Raw genomic sequence first — 14,196 nt, 5'->3', positions numbered from 1 at the left:
CACCGCGGTCGTGCACAACGTCAGCGACGAGAACCCGGACCCGGCGGGCACGGCGAAGGCACTCATGACGGTCCGGCCCGACCTCGTCGGCCTGGCGGAGGTGACGCCGGCCGCGCTGCCCGCGTACGCGGCGACCCTGGCCCCGGAATACCCCCATCACACGGTGTACGGCACCGTCGGGCTCTGGTCGAGGTATCCGCTCACCGACGCCCGGCTGCTCGACATCAGACCCGACGGAGTCGGGGCGGGCTGGGATCGGGGGCTGCGGGCCACCGCGCGTACGCCCTGGGGCGACGTCGCCGTGTACGTGGCCCACCTGCCCTCGGTCCGTCTCGGGCTACCCGACGGTTTCGGTACCGCGCGGCAGGACCAGAGCGCCGTCCTGCTCGGCGACGAGCTCAGTGCCGAACGGTTGGATCGGGTCATCCTGATGGGCGACCTGAACAGCACGGTGCACGACCGTGGACTGGACCCGGTCCGAGCGGAGCTGACCTCGGCCGGGTCGGATTTCGCGTTCAGCTGGCCGGCCGCCCTGCCGGTTGCCCGAATCGACCAGGTCATGGCTCGCGCGGCCACCGTCACCGACGTCTGGTCCCTGCCCGCGACCGGAAGCGACCACCTACCGATCGGCGCTCGGCTGCGGTTCTGACCGCCGTGCGACGCCGGCGTCGACCGCCGGTCAGGGCTCCCCGGCGGAGCCACCCAGGAATGCGGTGAGTGCGGCCCGCCACGCGTCGGGGCTGTCCAGGTGTACGTCATGCCCGGCCCCCGGCACCTCCACGGCGGTGAGCATCGGGTGCCGTCCCATCCGCGTGTACTCGTCGGCGCTCATGAAACCCCGCTCGCCCTTGACCAGCAGGGTCGGGCAGACGACCTGCTCGAACTCGTCCCAGCGGGGCTCCGCGGCACCGGCGACGGTGGCGACCATGATGTCCCGGTCGAACGCCGGGTACCAGCCGTCCGCATGCTCCCGTAGCCCGCCGGCCCAGGCCGACCCGACCAGGCCGCCGCCGAGATACTCGGCTGCGGTGGCCCGGCCCGGAAACGGGACCGGCCAGTCGGCGAGCCAGCGCTCGATGGCGTCGGCGCTGTCGTCCCCGGGTCCGTCCCCCGCCGGACCTGCCTCCACCAGGACCAGTCGGGTCACCAACCTGGGATGGCGGGCGGCGGTGAGCAGGGCGGTGTGTCCGCCGAGTGACTGCCCGACCAGGACGGCCGGGCCGACGAGCCCGAGGGCTGCCGCCGCGTCGGCCACGTGGGCGGTCCGGGAGACGTCCTTCGGTCGGCGCTCGCTGTCGCCGTGCCCGCGCGGGTCGAGCGCGTACACCCGGTGCGTGTCGGTCAGCCAGGCGGCCGTAGCCGACCACTCGCCGGCGTAGCCGCAGAGCCCGGGCAGCAGAAGCACCGGTGAGCCGGCACCGCCGAGGTCGTGCAACGCCAGCCGGGTGCCGTCCGGAGCGTAGAGATCATTGATGGGTACGGACGGTACCAGCGACCCGGCGGTGGAGGGACACCCGAGCGGTGCCCCTCCACGTCGTCCAATCGTGTCCCGGGTCGGGGACCAGATCAGGCGGGGAACTCCACCGGTACGCCCTCGCGTACCAGCCGCCAGTTCGGCACGAAGAAGTCGGCCGGGTCGATCGTGCCCTTCTCCTGCGCCCAGTCGATCAGCAGCTGGCGGATCTCCTGCTGCTGGTTGTAGATCTGGGTCTTCACGATGCCGGGGAAGTTGCCGCCACCGCTTCGCCGGTAGTTGTTCACCGCGATCACGAACTGGTCTCCGTCGGCCACCGGCGTCTCCGTACCCGGATGCACCAGGCGGGTGATCCGCTGGCCGACCGGGCGGCTGATGTCGATGTCGTAGTCGACACCGGAGATGGTGTCGTAGTTGTAGTCCGGCACCGACGGGTCGTTGAGGGTCGCGGGATCCACCGGGGCGCCCGGGCCGAGGGTCCGGAAGTACCTGGCCGAGTACTCCAGGTACGCCTTCACCTCGGCGCCGCTGATCACGACCGCCTCGAGGGTGTTGTCGTAGATGTAGAGCCCGGCCACGTCCTTGATCTTCACGTCACCGGCCGGGAAGACCGCGGTACGGCTGAACGGGGCGGCGATCGACAGCACCGGCAGGCTCGCGTACGTCGTACCCGCCAGGGCGGTGGTGACGACGTCGGTCTGCACCTTGTTGATGTAGTCGAGGATCGGGGTGTCCTTGTAACGGGACTCGGTGGCCGGCAACTCGACCACGGAGGTCGCCACCACCTGGTTCACGTACGCCACCGTCTTGTTGTGCTGGGCGCGTACGGCCGCCAGCACCTTCGGGTCCTCGGCCACCGTGTTGGTGTTCAGCATGGTGGCCCGCTTGCTGGTGATCTTCCAGCAGTTGCGTTCCCGGGTAAGCGTGAAATCCATCCGGGTGAGCCGCTGGCCCCACCGCGACGGCTCCGACGTCAACACCTGTACGCCGGTGGCGGTGTTGGTGACGAAGCGCTCCACGACCTCGTTGTGGGCGTGCCCGAAGAGGATCGCGTCGATGCCGGGAACCTGCTGCGCGATCAGCGCGACCGGGTTCTCGTTCGGCAGCTCCGGGCCGTAGCTGGAGGTACCGCTGTCGCCGCCGTGCGCGGAGATCAGCACGATGTCGGCACCGCGTTGGCGCATCACCGGCACCCACTTGGCGGCAGTGGCGACCATGTCCTCGAACCGCAGCTTGCCCTCGACGTTGCCCTTGTCCCAGATGGCCACGCCGGGATTGGTCAGGCCGAGGATGCCGACCCGCAAGGTCGGCGCGCCCCGACCGAGGTCGACCTTTTTGATGACGTACGGCGTGTAGGCCGGCTTGCCGGTACGGGCGTTGACCGCGTTGGCGGCCAGCGCGGGGAAGCCGAGCTGCCGGATCCAAAGGTCGAGCAGGGGGAGACCGTAGTTGAACTCGTGGTTGCCGAGGGTGACGGCGTCATAGTCGAGGACGTTCATCGCCCGAGCCATCGGGTGCTTCTCACCGGTCGAGGTGATCGGCTCCTGCTTGGCGTAGTACGTCGCCAGGGAGGTGCCCTGGATCGTGTCCCCGGCGTCCAGCACCAGGGTCGCCTTGCCCCGGCGCTCCTTGCGGATCTGGTTGACGAGCGTGGTCAGCTTCGCCACGCCGATATCGTTGTGCGCGCTGTCGTCGTACTCGGCATCCTTGTAGTAGTCCCAGTTGTAGACGTTACCGTGAGTGTCCGAAGTGCCCAGGACGGTGAGGTCCCAGCTCTTCGGCTTCGCGGGCCCGTGCGCCTGCGCCGGAGCGGCGGCGACCAGCGGTGCTGCGGCGGCAGCTGTCGCGGCGGCGACCAGAAGTTGGCGGCGGGACGGGCCGGACGGAGAGGTCATTACGCGCCTTTCCATGACGGTGGGTGGGCCTCGTGGGCGTCGTCGGCACGATAACCATCCGGTCGGAACGGCGCCAGTGCGGAGCGGAAGTGACAGCTCCCGGTCACCTACCGCATACCTGGCCGAAACCGGTGTGGGCCGCATCGGGATGGCCGGTGTACACGCGCGACCACGCCGCCCGGTACCGTCGCCGTCACTGTCGGCGCACGTCATAGGTCAGGCTCTGTCGCAACCGCCGGGCATCAGGCATCACTCGTCTTCCGCGCTGAACCAGACAAGCCTTCTGTCACCTCCCAACCACGGCGACATGCCCGACGAGTCCTTGACGCAATGCCCACAGATTGCACCCCGTCCGCCCTGTCTCGGGTGCGAGGTTTTTTGGGCTTGATCAACTTGGTGGCGGGGGCCGTCGGCGGAATGTTGGCGGGGGTGGGGTCGTTATACATCGCGTACGACCGGAGCAGCGCCGAGGCAGTGTTCTCTCCCCGCCTCATGAGGGCCTGTGGCCTCGTACTTCTTCCTCCAGAACGCGCGCCTTCCCCCCTTGTGTGCGTGTTCGGAGAACCCCCGATTGGAAGGTGAACCATCGTGAAGACGACTTTCACCGCTGTTACTGAAGCTTCGTTTGTTCGTAAGACCGCTCTTGGTATCGCTGGCCTCGCCTTTGTTGGTGGCGCCGTCGCGGGTCCCGCGTCGCACGCGTTCGCGTCGCCGGCCGTGCACACCGCCCCGGCGATGACCACCGTCGCCCAGGTTGCGGACAACAAGCCGGCCATGGACAAGCTCGTCCCGCACGGCACCCAGGGTGCCCAGTCGGAGATCAGCCTGTCGAAGGACCAGGTGGCTAACGCCAAGGCCATCACGGACACGGCCAAGAAGCTCGGCATGGGTGAGCGTGGTGCGGTGATCGCGGTTGCTACTTCGATGCAGGAGTCGAAGTTGGAGAACCTGGGTCATCTGGGTGACATGAACGACCACGACTCCCTGGGCTTGTTCCAGCAGCGTCCGAGTAGTGGCTGGGGTACCCCTGCGCAGATCACGGACCCGACCTATGCGGCGACGGCGTTCCTGAGCAACCTGAAGCAGGTTGACGGTTGGCAGGATCTGCCGCTGACGGTGGCGGCGCAGAAGGTTCAGGTGTCGGCGTTCCCGGACGCGTACGCGCAGTGGGAGAACCAGGCCGCCCACATCGTCCAGGACGTCTGGACCAAGTAAGCAACCAGCACAACAGCACGGCGAAGCCGGGCCCCCGCACGGGGCCCGGCTTCTCGCTAGGTGTCTGTGACTGGCTATCGCCGGCACATTCCGCGCGATCACGGGAGTGTTGGTCGGACCGGTCGTCCAGTGAGGCTCGACCATGAACTCGACGCATAGCGTCCAACCGGACGCGTCGGACCATTTGCGCGAGCCGTTCTGCGCCCCTGGTCGGTGTTTCTGCTTCCGCACTTGCGTCCTGATACCGACTGGATATGGATGTCTCCGGTGCGAGGTTTTCGGGCTTGATCGACTTGGTTCGGGGCGTGGTCGGCGGAATGTTGGCGGGGGTGGGGTCGTTATACATCGCGTACGACCGGAGCAGCGCCGAGGTGTCCCCCGCCTCATGAGGGCCTGTGGCCTCGTACTTCTTCCCGAGTGACGCACCTGTTTTCCCCCTTTTCTTGTGTGCGCCTCGGTACCCCCGATTGGAAGGTGAACCATCGTGAAGACGACTTTCACCGCTGTTACTGAAGCTTCGTTTGTTCGTAAGACCGCTCTTGGTGTCGCTGGCCTCGCCTTTGTTGGTGGTGCTGTCGCCGGTCCCGCGTCGCACGCGTTCGCGGCCCCGGTGGAGCACACCGCCCCGGCGATGACCACGGTCGCCCAGGTTGTTGACAGCAAGCCGGCCATGGACAAGCTGGTGCCGCACGGCACCCAGGGTGCTCAGTCGGAGATCAGCCTGTCGAAGGACCAGCTCGCTAACGCCAAGGCCATCACCGACACGGCCAAGAAGCTCGGCATGGGTGAGCGTGGTGCGGTGATCGCGGTCGCTACTTCGATGCAGGAGTCGAAGTTGGAGAACCTGGGTCATCTGGGTGACATGAACGACCACGACTCCCTGGGTTTGTTCCAGCAGCGTCCGAGTAGTGGTTGGGGTACCCCGGAGCAGATCACGGACCCGACCTATGCGGCGACGGCGTTTCTGAGCAACCTGAAGCAGGTTGACGGTTGGCAGGACCTGCCGCTGACCGTGGCGGCGCAGAAGGTTCAGGTGTCGGCGTTCCCGGACGCGTACGCGCAGTGGGAGAACCAGGCCGCCCACATCGTCCAGGACGTCTGGACCAAGTAAGCAACCAGCAGGAACATGACGCATCCGGCCGTGGCCCGGGTCCCCGAATAACACGGGACCGGGCCACGGCCTTTTGTCAGCTCAGTAACTGACCTCGCCGCCGTCGTCGGCGACCGAGCTGGCAGCGCACGATCCACTGATTGCGCAGTTCGACGAAGGCCGGATTGCTCCGGTCGAAGGTCTCGTGCAACGCCAACGCCAACGCCCCGCCACCCGGAGATCCTCGCCGTTTAACGCGGCTAACGCCTAGGATCCGGTCCATGATCGCCGACCTGCAGTGTGTGGTGCTGGACTGCTCTCATCCGGCTCAACTTGCCGAGTTCTACCGGGCGCTCCTTGGCGGCGAGGTCAACCGGTGGGATCAGCGGTGGGCGTGCAGCGACGACTGGGCGACGTTGCACACGTCGTCCGGCCTTGTCCTGGCCTTTCAGCGAGCAGCGGATTACCGGCCACCGATTTGGCCTGATCCGGCCCGGCCTCAGCAGTTCCACCTGGACTTCGGTGTTGCCGACCTGGACCGCGCCCAAGAGCAGGTGCTGGCCCTGGGGGCGACGGTGTTGGACGTCGCAGCGGACGAGCGCAGTTGGCGCATCTATGCCGATCCCGCAGGGCATCCGTTCTGCCTGGTCCACCATTTACCGCACAGCGTCTAGCAGTCCCGGTGCGGCGGCGCCGCTGCGGTCAGTTGTCCTTCTTCCGTTCCTTCTCCTCGCGCTCCTTCTCAGCTCGGGACTGCGCGAGGTCGAGGGCGAGTACGCCCGCGAGGATCAGCAGGTGGTCCTCGTCCTCCACGATGTTGACCGCGTACGTGTCACGGATCGTGAACCACCTCTTCGATACCGAGGCGACCTCCCGCCCGTCCCGCTCCACCGTGTACTCGTGGTCGAGGAGGTCACCGCGCATCTCCAGGTCATGCGGCCCAGGGATGTCGATCGTGTATTTGTCCCTGAACGGCGTGAAGAGGTTCTTACGCACCTCCGCTGCCTTCTCGCCACCGATCTTGATGGTGTACGTCCGACGCAGTGCGATCAGTTGCCGGTGTACCGAGGCGACCTCCGCGCCGGCTGCGTCTTCGATGACGAGCTTGTCGCGCAGGGTCAGAACCTTGCCGTTGACGTGGAAGACCTTGCGGCCCGCGTCGTCGGTGATGTCGAAGTCGTCGCCGATGTCGAAGAGCCGCTCACGAATGAGGTACATCCGTGCATCCTCGCACCGGATCGCCCAGACGGCACCCGGGGAGCCTGCGCTGGACGTCCCCGTCGTTCCGGCTGTCCCCGGTGCGAGGTTTTTGGGCTTGATCAACTTGGTTCGGGGCGTGGTCGGCGGAATGTTGGCGGGGGTGGGGTCGTTATACATCGCGTACGACCGGAGCAGCGCCGAGGCAGTGTTCTCTCCCCGCCTCATGAGGGCCTGTGGCCTCGTACTTCTTCCCGAGTGACGCACCTGTTTCCCCCCTTGGTGTGTGCGCCTCGGTACCCCCGATTGGAAGGTGAACCATCGTGAAGACGACTTTCACCGCTGTTACTGAAGCTTCGTTTGTTCGTAAGACCGCTCTTGGTGTTGCTGGCCTCGCCTTTGTTGGTGGCGCCGTCGCGGGTCCCGCGTCGCATGCGTTCGCGTCCCCGGCCGTGCACACCGCCCCGGCGATGACCACGGTCGCGCAGGTTGTTGACAGTAAGCCGGCCATGGACAAGCTGGTGCCGCACGGCACCCAGGGTGCCCAGTCGGAGATCTCGTTGAGCAAGGACCAGCTCGCTAACGCCAAGGCCATCACCGATGTGGCCAAGAAGTTGGGTATGGGTGAGCGTGGTGCGGTGATCGCGGTCGCTACCTCGATGCAGGAGTCGAAGTTGGAGAACCTGGGTCATCTGGGTGACATGAACGACCACGACTCCCTGGGCTTGTTCCAGCAGCGCCCGTCGTCGGGTTGGGGTACCCCGGAGCAGATCACGGACCCGACCTACGCGGCGACGGCGTTCCTGAGCAACCTGAAGCAGGTTGACGGCTGGCAGGATCTGCCGCTGACGGTGGCGGCGCAGAAGGTTCAGGTGTCGGCGTTCCCGGACGCGTACGCGCAGTGGGAGAACCAGGCCGCCCACATCGTCCAGGACGTCTGGACCAAGTAAGACCAAGTAACACAGCAGTGAGCAGCAGAACGGCCGCTGGTCGGGCCTCCGTCACGGGGGACCCGGCCAGCGGCCGTACCGGGCTGGGTGCGGTCAGCGTGGCCATTCCGCCAGGCGTTGGTGCACGACCCGTACCTCGTCCGTGGTGAGGCCGTAGCGCGCGAACCGTTGGTCGGGCAGCCGATCCAGGTAGTGGCCGGCGGCGCGAACGTCGTCCGGGTCGAGCGCCGGATCGTAGCCGTGTGCCAGTGCGAGCAACTCGTCGATGCGGTAGACGTCGAGTGCGGCGGCGATGTCGATGTAGTCGCGTACCTCGCGGCGGGTGATCAGGGCGACGGTCTTGCTCGCGACCAGATCCTGGACGTGCATGACCGGCCCCAGGTCCATCACCACCGGGCTCCGGTGCCGGTCGAGCCGGCCCAGGGTCAGTCTGAGTTGCCGGCCGCCCCGGCTCACGACGAAGTCCTTCATGTCCTGGTCGAATCCGTCGAAGAGACTGGCCAGGTCGCTCGCCGGATCCTCGTCGCGCACGTCGAAGCCGGCGGCCCGGAGCACGTTGCGCACCTCGGCCGCCGCCGCGCCCGCCGCGCCGTCGACGTCGGCGAACAGGTCCACGTCCTCGGTGGGACGGCTGACCAGGCCGTGTGCCGCCCAGGCCACCCCGCCGCCCAGTACGAACCCGTAGCGGTCGGCGACGGAGAGGGCGACGCGGGCCACCTCGCGGTAGAAGTCGCCCAGGTGGGCGGTGCTCACGCGGCCCGGTGCAACGAGCGGTGCCGGGTCTCCCAGGCCCGCCGGACGCCGTGCGGCAGGTTCAGTTCCGGCCACACCCGCCGCAGCAGGGCGCCGTTGATGAGTCGCCGTAGGTCATCGGTACGGGTGGCTTCGCGCAGCACGTTCTCGTACATCCAGAGCAGTTGGTCCGGGTCGGTCAGGTCGAAGGTCCGGTCCGGGCACCACATGAGCCGCAACGGCAGTTCGACCTGGCCGCTGACGGGACCGTTCAGCTCGGCGACGGTGCGTGTCACCACGGCGGGGCGTCCCGGGCGGGCCAGGAAGGCAACGCCGGCCGTGGTCGTGTGGGTGCCGAGCATGGGGAGAGCGTAGCCCGTACCCGGTCCGATCAGGGCCAAGGCCGTCCGTCGTGTCCGTTATGACGGATTCACTGGCGGTCGTGTCCGCGCTGAATTCTGGCCAACCGCTCATATCCGGAATGTCGGATGGGGCGGGCCCGTTACACATTGCGTACGCCCGAGCAGCACCTGCCGGGCGTGTTGTTTTGCCCCGGACTTCTCCTCGCGGAGTGAGTCACCCCCCCCGGGTTCGCTCCCCACGGAGTGTTCACCCCCAACGGAAGGGCTCCCATCGTGAAGACCCGCTTCACTCGATGGCTCCCGGCCATCACGCAGACCGATTTTCGCCAGTACGCCCAGACCAAGATCGAGCAGGCCGACCTCGGTCGCCGGCTGGAACAGGCCAAGGCGCTACAGACCGACCTGCGCGGTCTGACGCAGCACCAGATCCGCCGGCTCGACCTGGGTCGGCTCGTCGAGGGCAACCGTCGCAAGGCGGTTCTCACCGTCGCCGGTGTCGCGGCCGTCGGCGGTCTGGCCGCCGGACCCGCGCTCGCCTCGGGCGACTCGACCTCGCCGAACGTCAACCCGGCCGCCGCGGCGCAACTGCGGCAGGCGGTCGTGGCGGACAAGACCGACGTGAAGCCGCTGGTCGGGCAGCCGACTCCGGACGCCGGACGGGCGACCACGGACTCTGCCGGGCAGGCCCGGGCGGCCGCCCCCAAGGCAGGCGACTCACCGATGCGCAAGGTCGCCGAGAAGCCGGCCGAGAAGCCAAGCCTGGACGAGCTGATCCCGTACGGCACGCAGGGCCAGCAGGTCTCCACGCCGCTCTCCGATGACCAGTGGGACAACGCCCGGGCGATCGTGCAGACCGCCAAGCGTGAGGGCGTCGGTGAGCGTGGCGCTGTCATCGGCGTCGCCACCTCACTGCAGGAGTCGAAGTTGGAGAACCTGGGTCACCTGGGCTCCTTCAACGACCATGACTCGCTGGGCCTGTTCCAGCAGCGTCCGTCGTCGGGCTGGGGTACGCCGTCCCAGGTAACCGACCCGGACTACGCCGCTTCGGCCTTCTTCAACGGCCTCAAGCGGGTGAACGGGTGGCAGAACATGCCGCTGACCCAGGCGGCGCAGACCGTGCAGGTCTCGGCCTTCCCGTTCGCGTACGCGCAGTGGGAGAACCAGGCCGCGCACATCGTGCAGGACCTGTGGAGCAACAGGTGAGTCGGTAACGAGCACCACGCTGGCCGGGCCCCCGTTCGGGGACCCGGCCAGCGGTCTGTCCGGGGTCCCGCCCGCGGATCAGAGCCATCTGCGGTGTTTGAAGACCAGGAACAGGGCGACCGCGACGCCGACCGTAACTGCCGTCGACACGATGAACTCGGGCAACGTGTGCGGCCAGGGAAAGGCCACGTTCTGGCCGAAGAAACCGGTGATCGCGGTCGGCACCGCGATGATCGCCGCCCAGCTGGTGACCTGCTTGACGATCAGATTCATGGTGTTGTTCTGCAACATCATGTTTGTCTCGAGCATCGCGTTGTTCAGGTCACGCAGCGACTCGGTCCACTCGATCACCCGCAACACGTGGTCGTAGACGTCCTGGAAGTACGGCAGCATCGGCGAGCTGACCAGGTGCATGGTCGGCCGCATCATCGAGTTGACCACCTCCCGCATCGGCAGCGCCACCTGGCGCAGCCGGACCAGGTCGCGTCGGCCGACGAACGTACGTTCCTGCAACTGCGTGTACGACTCCCGGTGCGGGCGGAACATCGCGCTCTGCAGCGCCACCAGTGACTGGTCGAGCTGCTGCACCGACTCGAAGTGACCGTCGACCAGGGCGTCCACCAGGCCGTAGATCAGGAACGCAACGCCGTAGCGGGCCAGTTCGGCGTTCTCGTCCCAGCGGCTCAGCAACTGGTTGACGTCGAACCGCTCGTCGTACCGGACCGTGATCAGCACCCGCTGGTTGATGAACGCCGCCACCTCGGCGGTGTCCAACCCGCCGTCCGGGTGCAGTTCCGCCATGTACGTGTTGAGGAACAGGTGCGAGTCGTACCGGTCCAGCTTGGCCCGCTGCGCCTGCTGCACCGCGTCCTCGACCGCCAGCGGGTGCATCCCGAACTCCTCGGTCAGCAGGGCGATCTCCTGCGGGCTCGGGCGGCACAGGTCGAGCCACGCGAAGGAGCGCTCGGTCCCGTCCAGGCGGGCGGCGACCTCGGTCGACGGGAAGTTCTCCGCGACCAACTTGCCGTCGAGGTAGAGCCGGCTGCGGCTGCTCATCGCTCGTCCCCTTCGGAGACCACCGGGTGGCGTCGGTGTCGGCGCCGTGCCCCGACCGCCCCGGTGTAGGCGGCGGTCACCGCGAGCAGTAGTGCCCAGAGCACCAACAGGAACAGCAGCAGCCCGGGCCAGTAGTTCCGGTCGTCCAAGCCGGGGTTGGGCGGTGCCGCCATCGGTCGGGTGAGCAGCGGAATCCCCACCAGCAGCAGAACCCCGCTGGCGACCAGGCCGGCGACGACCGCGTGCCGCCACGGCGAGGGCAGGGTACGGGCGAGCAGCGCCGCGCCGAGGGCGGTCACCGGGACCACCAACGAGTCGTGTGCCACCGGCCCGACGACCAACCACCCGGCCAACGAGAGTACGAAGTCCGGCTGCCACACGACCTGCGCCCAGAGCAGCCAGCCGCCGTAGCCGAGGGTTCCCGCCCCGACCGCCGCCAACAGCACCCGCGCCGGCATCACGGCCGTACCCGCAGCCCGGTGACCCACTTGGTCTGCGTGACACCCGGTCTGGTCGCCGCGATGATCCGGCACGGGTAGCCGTGGTCGAGGCTCAGTTCCGTACCGTTGATCCGGAGCGCGAGCAGGGTGAGCCGGTCCCGGACGTGCCCCGGCAGCAGCACACTTGTCCGGTACGCCCCGGTCCGCTCCAGCGACTCGACCTCGACCCGGCCGGTCGGCGCCCCGACCGCACCGAGCAGGTCCGCGACCACGACGCCGGTCCAGGTGGCGGTCGCGCTCCACCCCTCGACGCAGGCGATCGGCAGGGTCGCGGTCCGCTGGGGCAGCGCGACGAGTTCCGCCCGGTCGAGCTGCCTGGTCCCGCCCGGCCAGCTGACCGTCAGCCGCCAGTCCGGTCCGACCCGCGCCACTCCGGCGGCGGTCGCGGTCCGGTTGATCGGCAGCCCCTGCGGTCCCCGGGCGGCACGCCAGCTCAACGGTGAGACACGGTAGAGCCAGGGCACCGTCGCCCCGGCCGTGGCGACCAGCGCCGCCACGGCGGCGAACCCGGTGGTGGCCAGAAATCCCCGCCGACTCAGTCCGCCTGCTCCCGGGGCCGACCGCCCCAACGCCCGACCCAGTCCGTCGCGGATCTTCGGCAGCTTGGCGGCGATGTGGATGCCGAGTGCGCCGATCGCCACCCAGGCGACCGCGTAGTGCGTCGGCACGAACGGGAACAGCCATGGGTACGACTGCGCGCTGTTGAACAGGCCGGTCGCTAGTTGGAAGAAAGCGGCGGCGACCAGTACGAACAGCGACCCCCGTTCCAGCGCGTGCCACACCGAACGGACCACCGGCCGGGCGAAGAGCAGTGGGTACACGCTCCAGAGCTTCGCCAGCAGCAGCGGTACGGCGACGATCCCGGAGAGTACGTGCACCCCCTGGGTGATCCGGTAGAAGTCGACCGGCCGGGTCGGCCACCACGAACCGTGCTGGCCGGCATGGGAGAGCAGCCCGGTGGCGAAGCAGAGCCCGAACGTCACCCCGAGCGCCAGCCCGAGCCGTGCGGCGACCCGTACGTCATGCGCCGGGGCGGTGAAGTCCCGCTCGCGCGGTAACCGGAGCCTCACCTGGTCACGCCTGGTCCCGCAACGGCACCAGCCACGACTCGCGCAGGTCGAACACGGCGGCGGCGAACCGTCCACCGGGCACCGTGGCGGCGACCGTGACCGCGTCGGCCATGGTGTCGACGTCGGACATCGGGGGCAGTGGCTCGACCCGCAGGCCGTGCTCGCTCAGCGCGCGACGGGTGAGGGCGCCGGTGTCCGGCCTGGAGGTCGGTACGGCGCGCAGCACCCGGGCGTCGTCCGGGTCGCCCAGCCCCAGGGCCCACCAGCCGCCGTCGAGCGCGGTGCCGAGTAACGCCCGCGCCCCACCGTCGAGCCGCCGGGCGGCGGCGTCCAGCAGGCTCCAGTGCAGGTGCGGGGTGTCCATCCCGATCTGCAGCACCGGCCGGCCGGGGAACCGTGCGCCGACGTCGGCGTACGCGGCGACGAGCCGTTCGGCGAAGGTCGGTCCGCGCTGTTCCAGCACTGTCCAGCCGGACAGCGCCCGGCGGATCTCCGCACCCCGGCGGGCCACCGAGAGGTCGCCGGAGAGGGCGATGACCGGGGTCACCGCCGGGGTGGCGGCGACCGTGTCGAGTGTGTCGAGCAGCGCGGCGGCGGCGATCTCGGCGGCCTGTTCCGGGGTCGCCGGGGGAGAGAGCCGGGTCTTGACCGCCCCGGGCACCGGTGCCTTCGCGAGCACCAGGAGCACCGGATCGGCGGCGCTCACGCCAGCACCCTGGCCATGTCGCGGGCCGCCCGCAGGCTGCCACGTACGGAACCGGAAACCTTCGAGGAGGTCCCGGCGGCGCGGGGCCGGTAGAGCACCGGCCGTTCCACGATCCGCCAGCCGGCCGCCGCCGCCCGGGTCAGCAACTCCAGCGGATAACCGAACGCCCGGTCGCGTACGTCGAGGCCCAACAGGTCGGTACGGCGTACCGCGCGGACCGGGGCGATGTCGTGCACGGGTGCTCCACGCCGCCGGATCAGCGCCGCCAGGGCCAGGTTGGCGGCGCGCGCGTGCCACGGCCAGGCACCCCGCCCGACCGGAACCCGACGCCCGACGGCGAGGTCGGCGGCGCCCTGCTCGACCAGCGCGACCAGCAGCGGTAACGCGCCCGGGTCAAGTGAGCCGTCGGCGTCGATCACACAGACGATCTCCGCGGTCGCCGCCCGCAGACCGGTGTCGACGGCCGCCCCGTAACCGCGCCGCGCCTCGGTCACCACGTACGCGCCGTGCCGGGCCGCCACCTCCGGCGACCCGTCCCGCGACCCGTTGTCGACCACGATCGCCCGGTAGCCGTCGGGGAGCCGGCGCAGCAGGTCGGGTAGTGCCGCCGCCTCGTCGAGGCAGGGCAGCACCACATCCACCCGATGGGATTGGGTCACGGCCACTCCTCGTACTGCGTAGGTGAGCCGCAGTTAGCCATTGCCAGCAGGTTTAAACGCCGTCGGCGTGGGCTCGCCGGTGCCGAC

Annotated in this window: 16 protein-coding genes; 6 read left to right on the top strand and 10 right to left on the bottom strand. The window is 68.7% G+C overall.

Features of this window, described 5'->3' with window-relative positions; genetic code table 11:
* Positions 1-649, top strand: a 649-nt coding sequence (locus tag BDK92_RS38280; RefSeq protein ID WP_121162915.1) for an endonuclease/exonuclease/phosphatase family protein, incomplete at its 5' end; no start/stop codon positions are given.
* A gap of 30 nt (positions 650-679) precedes the next feature.
* Here BDK92_RS38280 and BDK92_RS38275 read toward each other — a convergent pair.
* A complete protein-coding gene (locus BDK92_RS38275) occupies positions 680-1,405 on the bottom strand; it encodes an alpha/beta fold hydrolase (RefSeq protein ID WP_211349531.1) in 726 nt (241 codons plus the stop codon).
* A gap of 161 nt (positions 1,406-1,566) precedes the next feature.
* Complete coding sequence (locus BDK92_RS38270; protein ID WP_121161383.1) at positions 1,567-3,369, bottom strand: bifunctional metallophosphatase/5'-nucleotidase; 1,803 nt, start codon at positions 3,367-3,369, stop codon at positions 1,567-1,569.
* Between the two features lie 588 nt (positions 3,370-3,957).
* Here BDK92_RS38270 and BDK92_RS38265 point away from each other — a divergent pair.
* From BDK92_RS38265 to BDK92_RS38255, 3 genes are all read left to right on the top strand, one after another.
* A complete protein-coding gene (locus BDK92_RS38265; RefSeq protein WP_121161381.1) occupies positions 3,958-4,584 on the top strand; it encodes a hypothetical protein in 627 nt (208 codons plus the stop codon).
* Between the two features lie 484 nt (positions 4,585-5,068).
* Positions 5,069-5,695: a hypothetical protein gene (locus tag BDK92_RS38260; RefSeq protein WP_121161379.1), complete on the top strand. Its 627-nt coding sequence runs from the start codon at positions 5,069-5,071 to the stop codon at positions 5,693-5,695.
* 260 nt (positions 5,696-5,955) lie between these two features.
* The gene (locus BDK92_RS38255) at positions 5,956-6,348 is read left to right on the top strand and encodes a VOC family protein (protein ID WP_121161377.1); all 393 of its coding nucleotides are present in this window, start codon (positions 5,956-5,958) and stop codon (positions 6,346-6,348) included.
* Between the two features lie 28 nt (positions 6,349-6,376).
* Here BDK92_RS38255 and BDK92_RS38250 read toward each other — a convergent pair whose 3' ends face one another.
* Positions 6,377-6,892, bottom strand: a complete 516-nt coding sequence (locus tag BDK92_RS38250; protein ID WP_121161375.1) for an LURP-one-related/scramblase family protein — start codon at positions 6,890-6,892, stop codon at positions 6,377-6,379.
* Positions 6,893-7,194: 302 nt separating this feature from the next.
* Here BDK92_RS38250 and BDK92_RS38240 point away from each other — a divergent pair, with 302 nt between their 5' ends.
* On the top strand, positions 7,195-7,821 hold the full coding sequence (locus BDK92_RS38240) for a hypothetical protein (protein ID WP_121161371.1): 627 nt from the start codon (positions 7,195-7,197) through the stop codon (positions 7,819-7,821).
* A gap of 93 nt (positions 7,822-7,914) precedes the next feature.
* Here BDK92_RS38240 and BDK92_RS38235 read toward each other — a convergent pair whose 3' ends face one another.
* Complete coding sequence (locus tag BDK92_RS38235; RefSeq protein WP_246017462.1) at positions 7,915-8,574, bottom strand: nucleotidyl transferase AbiEii/AbiGii toxin family protein; 660 nt, start codon at positions 8,572-8,574, stop codon at positions 7,915-7,917.
* Positions 8,571-8,915 carry a hypothetical protein gene (locus BDK92_RS38230; RefSeq protein ID WP_121161369.1) on the bottom strand — a complete coding sequence of 115 codons (345 nt, stop codon included), beginning with the start codon at positions 8,913-8,915 and terminating at the stop codon, positions 8,571-8,573. The genes BDK92_RS38235 and BDK92_RS38230 overlap by 4 nt, the downstream gene beginning before the upstream one ends.
* A 273-nt stretch (positions 8,916-9,188) precedes the next feature.
* Here BDK92_RS38230 and BDK92_RS38225 point away from each other — a divergent pair, with 273 nt between their 5' ends.
* Positions 9,189-10,118, top strand: coding sequence for a hypothetical protein (locus BDK92_RS38225; RefSeq protein ID WP_246017461.1), 930 nt, complete (start codon positions 9,189-9,191; stop codon positions 10,116-10,118).
* Positions 10,119-10,196: 78 nt separating this feature from the next.
* Here the strand turns inward: BDK92_RS38225 and BDK92_RS38220 are convergent, their stop codons facing one another.
* Genes BDK92_RS38220 through BDK92_RS38200 form a run of 5 tightly spaced genes read right to left on the bottom strand, consistent with a single transcriptional unit; the run spans position 10,197 to position 14,109 of the window.
* The gene (locus tag BDK92_RS38220) at positions 10,197-11,174 is read right to left on the bottom strand and encodes a magnesium transporter CorA family protein (protein WP_121161367.1); all 978 of its coding nucleotides are present in this window, start codon (positions 11,172-11,174) and stop codon (positions 10,197-10,199) included.
* A complete protein-coding gene (locus BDK92_RS38215; RefSeq protein WP_121161365.1) occupies positions 11,171-11,632 on the bottom strand; it encodes a hypothetical protein in 462 nt (153 codons plus the stop codon). Before BDK92_RS38215 ends, BDK92_RS38220 begins: the two co-directional genes overlap by 4 nt.
* Positions 11,632-12,744, bottom strand: coding sequence for a molybdopterin-dependent oxidoreductase (locus BDK92_RS38210; protein ID WP_121161363.1), 1,113 nt, complete (start codon positions 12,742-12,744; stop codon positions 11,632-11,634). Before BDK92_RS38210 ends, BDK92_RS38215 begins: the two co-directional genes overlap by 1 nt.
* A gap of 4 nt (positions 12,745-12,748) precedes the next feature.
* Positions 12,749-13,450: a TIGR04282 family arsenosugar biosynthesis glycosyltransferase gene (locus BDK92_RS38205; RefSeq protein ID WP_246017460.1), complete on the bottom strand. Its 702-nt coding sequence runs from the start codon at positions 13,448-13,450 to the stop codon at positions 12,749-12,751.
* Complete coding sequence (locus BDK92_RS38200) at positions 13,447-14,109, bottom strand: glycosyltransferase family 2 protein (protein WP_121162911.1); 663 nt, start codon at positions 14,107-14,109, stop codon at positions 13,447-13,449. Before BDK92_RS38200 ends, BDK92_RS38205 begins: the two co-directional genes overlap by 4 nt.
* Between the last annotated feature and the right edge of the window lie 87 nt (positions 14,110-14,196).

The organism is Micromonospora pisi (assembly GCF_003633685.1).
Taxonomy (GTDB): Bacteria; Actinomycetota; Actinomycetes; order Mycobacteriales; family Micromonosporaceae; genus Micromonospora_G; species Micromonospora_G pisi.
The sequence above is the reverse complement of the archived record's forward strand: the minus strand, read 5'-3'. Positions and strand labels throughout refer to the sequence as shown.

What these genes read in the sequence shown, in the direction of transcription:
- BDK92_RS38270 (WP_121161383.1), bottom strand. Translation starts at nt 3,369, where the DNA reads ATGACCTCTCCGTCCGGCCCGTCCCGCCGCCAACTTCTGGTCGCCGCC.
- BDK92_RS38255 (WP_121161377.1), top strand. Translation starts at nt 5,956, where the DNA reads ATGATCGCCGACCTGCAGTGTGTGGTGCTGGACTGCTCTCATCCGGCT.
- BDK92_RS38250 (WP_121161375.1), bottom strand. Translation starts at nt 6,892, where the DNA reads ATGTACCTCATTCGTGAGCGGCTCTTCGACATCGGCGACGACTTCGAC.
- BDK92_RS38230 (WP_121161369.1), bottom strand. Translation starts at nt 8,915, where the DNA reads ATGCTCGGCACCCACACGACCACGGCCGGCGTTGCCTTCCTGGCCCGC.
- BDK92_RS38220 (WP_121161367.1), bottom strand. Translation starts at nt 11,174, where the DNA reads ATGAGCAGCCGCAGCCGGCTCTACCTCGACGGCAAGTTGGTCGCGGAG.
- BDK92_RS38215 (WP_121161365.1), bottom strand. Translation starts at nt 11,632, where the DNA reads ATGCCGGCGCGGGTGCTGTTGGCGGCGGTCGGGGCGGGAACCCTCGGC.